4 protein-coding genes are annotated in these 3,547 nt (G+C 65.6%); 3 read left to right on the forward strand and 1 reads right to left on the reverse strand.

Annotated elements, in window-relative coordinates:
* Positions 1-227 precede the first annotated feature (227 nt).
* Complete coding sequence (locus GNK13_RS18965) at positions 228-1,325, forward strand: DNA polymerase III subunit (protein ID WP_164104133.1); 1,098 nt, start codon at positions 228-230, stop codon at positions 1,323-1,325.
* A gap of 178 nt (positions 1,326-1,503) precedes the next feature.
* Here GNK13_RS18965 and GNK13_RS18970 read toward each other — a convergent pair whose 3' ends face one another.
* Positions 1,504-1,944, reverse strand: a complete 441-nt coding sequence (locus GNK13_RS18970) for a VanZ family protein (RefSeq protein WP_164104134.1) — start codon at positions 1,942-1,944, stop codon at positions 1,504-1,506.
* 137 nt (positions 1,945-2,081) lie between these two features.
* Here GNK13_RS18970 and GNK13_RS18975 point away from each other — a divergent pair, with 137 nt between their 5' ends.
* Positions 2,082-2,855, forward strand: a complete 774-nt coding sequence (locus GNK13_RS18975) for a 3-keto-disaccharide hydrolase (RefSeq protein WP_164104135.1) — start codon at positions 2,082-2,084, stop codon at positions 2,853-2,855.
* Entirely contained in the window at positions 2,852-3,355 is a 504-nt protein-coding gene (gene tadA / locus GNK13_RS18980; protein ID WP_164104136.1) for a tRNA adenosine(34) deaminase TadA, read from the forward strand. The genes GNK13_RS18975 and tadA overlap by 4 nt, the downstream gene beginning before the upstream one ends.
* The last annotated feature ends 192 nt before the right edge of the window (positions 3,356-3,547 follow it).

Below are 3,547 nucleotides of genomic sequence, written 5' to 3' on the forward strand. Positions count from 1 at the left end.
CAAGCCGTGGGGGAGAGGGCTAGGGTGAGGGGGCCGTAGCCGGCCGCTTAGACCCCCTCACCCCAACCCTCTCCCCCAAAGAAAATCGCGAAAGTGTTTGAGGGTGAAGGTCAAGTGATTGCCGCGATTCCCTTCGGGGGAGAGGGGGCTAAAACTGCCCGACCCTCCCGGGGGGAGGGTCATGGTGAAATGGAGTTTTCTGTTAGTCCTGTAACTTCGATGCACGCATGGTCACACCCCTCGATTCCTCGAGTTCGTCCAATCACCCCGATTCGGCGGCCGCAGTCGAGTCACCCGAGGCTCTCAGGCTCGCCGAGAATCTGTGGATTGGACACCACCGCCAGCGGGAGTGGTTCCGCAATGCGATTCGCTCGGGCCGACTGGGCAGCACCTTTCTGTTCGTCGGTCCGGAGGGAATCGGCAAGCGGACGTTTGCACTGCAGCTGGCAAAGACGCTGCTCTGCGAGCGGTCGGAGCCGGCCGAGCTCGCCCCCTGCGGCGACTGCTCCGCATGCCGGCAAGTCGCTGCCGGAACGCATCCCGACGTGTTGCAGGTTCGCAAGCCGGACGACCGCAGCTACATCCCGGTCGAGATCCTGATCGGGCCTCGCGAGGCGCGGATGCGGGAAGGCTTGTGCCACGACATTCGGCTGCGGCCGATGAGCGGAGAACGCCGGATTGCGATCCTCGATGACGCTGACGTGCTGAATGCCGAAGGGGCGAACTGTCTCCTCAAGACCCTCGAGGAGCCGCCGCCGCGAGCGGTGATCATCCTGATCGGAACCAGTCTGCAACGACAGCTGCCGACGATCCGCTCGCGGTGCCAGGTCGTCCGCTTCGATCCGCCTCCACGCGACGAGGCGGTCGAGATCCTCCGCTTGCATGCGGCCGCCGCCGAAGTCTCTGAGGAGCAACTCCGCGCGGCTCTCGATGCGGCCGATGGCGAGCTGAGCCGGGCTGCGACGCTGCTGTCGGAAGAGTCGCGGCATTTCCAGCAGACGCTGCACGCAGTCCTCGGGGACGGTTTGCCGAGCGCCGTGGAGCTGGCAAAACTGGTCGGCGGCTACGTCGACGCGGCTGGCAGCGACGCCCCGCCCCGCCGCCAGCGGATGCGGCAGGTCAGCGAGCTGGCCGCAGACCACTTTCGGCGTCGCCTTCGGGCTGCGGCTACTTCCGGAACGCTCAGCGGACCCAGCGTGGCCGAGGATCTGTATCGCCTGAACCGCTCGCTCGAAATGCGTTACCAGATCGACCGGAATGCGAACCAGGCGACGCTGATCGAAGCCTGGGCGGACGATCTCCAGCGCGGTCGGCCGGGAAGCTGAATTGCCATAACGTCAGCCGTGCACAGCAGTCGGCTACACAGTCGTTTAACGGCAAGCCGAAGGCGACTGTGTTTTGGAAATCAGCCGCCACGCGCTAGCGTCCGGTTCTTGCGGCGTTTTCGAGAACCGGGGGCTAGCGCCCGGCGGCTGATGGGATGAAGAATGAACGGTATCGCGCTCAGCGGTGGGGAGCTTGAGTCCAATTTTGCTGTGACGCGCGTGGCCGCTCGAGAATGCCGACGAGCACCGCGCGGAGCCCTAGGTACGCGAGCAGCCCGAACAGCGTTCCGAGGGCGTCGGCGAGCAGATCGCCGAGGCTCGGCGTCCGGTGAGACACGAAGCCCTGCGTCCATTCATCGAGCACGCCGTAGATCAATGCCACCGCGGCAGCGACCAGAACGCCCGGAACCACGCCGCCGATCCGCCGTGGCAAAGACCAGGCGAGCAGAAACGCCAGCCCCGCAAACGCCCCAAAGTGCAGCACTTTGTCTTTCACGTGCAGCGACCGCAACTCCGATCCCGGCAGGTGTGTCCCCGTGAAAATCAAGATCCAGTAAACTAGGAGCAGGATCGGCGCGAGGCGGAACCCAAAAATGGTGGCGCGGGCGAGAAGACGCATCGAGTAACCGGTTCGGTGTGCGGTGCCGCAAAGCTGTGTCCGTTCCAAGGCAGGCTACCAGCCGGGCTGCCCGTTTCCTACGCCAAAATTCGTCGCCCCCTCCAGTTCCCTCCTCCACGTCCACCGAGAACCGCTCGATGAGTTTTCGCCATCCGACTCGCTGCGTCCTGCCCCACGGCGGGGGCTTCCCGATTTTCACCACGGCGGTCAGCCTCGTGGCGAGCCTGATCCTCGCCTCCTCGGTTTCCCATGCCGATTCGCCTCCGGCTTCCGAACAGGGTGCCGCCAGCGAGACCGCTCCCGCGGAGGCCAGCGACAACGCTCGCGCGGAGGCCAGCGGAACCGCTCGCGCGGAGAACTGGCAGCGGGTGCCCACGGCCGACGAGGCGCAGTGGGAGGTGTGCCGGTTTGGCGGCGACGGCGATGTGGTGCTGGAGTCCCAGGTGATCAAGCTCGGCGTGGGAGACCCACTGACCGGAGTCATCTGCACCGCCGCTCTCCCTCGCGACAACTACGAACTCGAACTCGAGAGTCGTCGGACGAGCGGTTTTGACTTCTTCTGCGGGCTGACGTTCCCGGTCGGCGAAGGCCAGTGCAGCTTGATCCTCGGCGGCTGGGCCGGGGGAATCGCGGGGTTGTCGAGCATCGATGGGGAGGATGCCTCGGAGAATCCCACCAAGCGGCTGATGCACTTTGACAACGACCGCTGGTACCGCGTCCGCATCCGCGTCGATGCCGATGCTGTGCAGGCCTGGGTCGACGGCAAGCAGATCGTGAACCAGCCTCGCCAGGGGCACACGTTCGATATTCGCCCGGAGATGGATCCGAGTTTGCCGCTGGGCGTTGCGGCGTTTCAGTGCGATGCGGAGCTGCGGAACTTCCGCTGGCGAAAGTTGCAGAGCGAGGAATGAGAAACGTGCTCGAGGAAGGGCTCGGCGGATTCGAAACCTCGCTCGACGAGCATTGGATGCGGCGGGCGTTGGAAATGGCCTCGCAGGCTGCCGTCGCGGACGAGGTTCCGGTCGGGGCGGTGATCGTGCACGAGGGGCGGATCGTCGCCGCGGCGCATAACCAGCGGGAACAGCTCCGCGACCCGACGGCCCACGCCGAAATGATTGCAATCACGCAAGCGGCCGAAGCGGTGGGGGATTGGCGGCTCGAGGGCTGCGCGCTGTACGTCACGCTCGAGCCTTGCCCGATGTGTGCAGGAGCGATCCTCCAGTCGCGGATCCCGCGGGTCGTCTACGGGGCGGTCGATGCGAAGGCCGGAGCGGTCGAGTCGCTCTATCGTCTGCTGGGCGACCCGCGGCTGAACCATCGAGCCGAAGTCCGCGGAGGCGTGCTGGCCGATCGCGCCGGAGCGATCCTCACCGACTTCTTCCGCCACAAAAGGTCGCTGGGGAAAAAGTAGCCACCCCGTCCCCCGCAGCAGGATCGAGGTGAGGGGGCTAACGCGGCGGGCTCCGGCCCCCAAGCCTTAGGCTTTGTCAGAAACCCGGCGATTTCATTCTTTTGAGCCGTAGGCGCTAGCCTCGGGTGAGCCGTAGGCGCTAGCCTCGGGTGAGCCGTAGGCGCTAGCCTCGGGTGAGCCGTAGGCGCTAGC

Source organism: Candidatus Laterigemmans baculatus, assembly GCF_010367455.1.
GTDB classification, from domain to species: Bacteria; Planctomycetota; Planctomycetia; order Pirellulales; family Pirellulaceae; genus Laterigemmans; species Laterigemmans baculatus.

Coding starts and splice junctions, on each gene's coding strand:
- GNK13_RS18965 (WP_164104133.1), top strand. CDS start 228: ATGGTCACACCCCTCGATTCCTCGAGTTCGTCCAATCACCCCGATTCG.
- GNK13_RS18970 (WP_164104134.1), bottom strand. CDS start 1,944: ATGCGTCTTCTCGCCCGCGCCACCATTTTTGGGTTCCGCCTCGCGCCG.
- GNK13_RS18975 (WP_164104135.1), top strand. CDS start 2,082: ATGAGTTTTCGCCATCCGACTCGCTGCGTCCTGCCCCACGGCGGGGGC.
- tadA (WP_164104136.1), top strand. CDS start 2,852: ATGAGAAACGTGCTCGAGGAAGGGCTCGGCGGATTCGAAACCTCGCTC.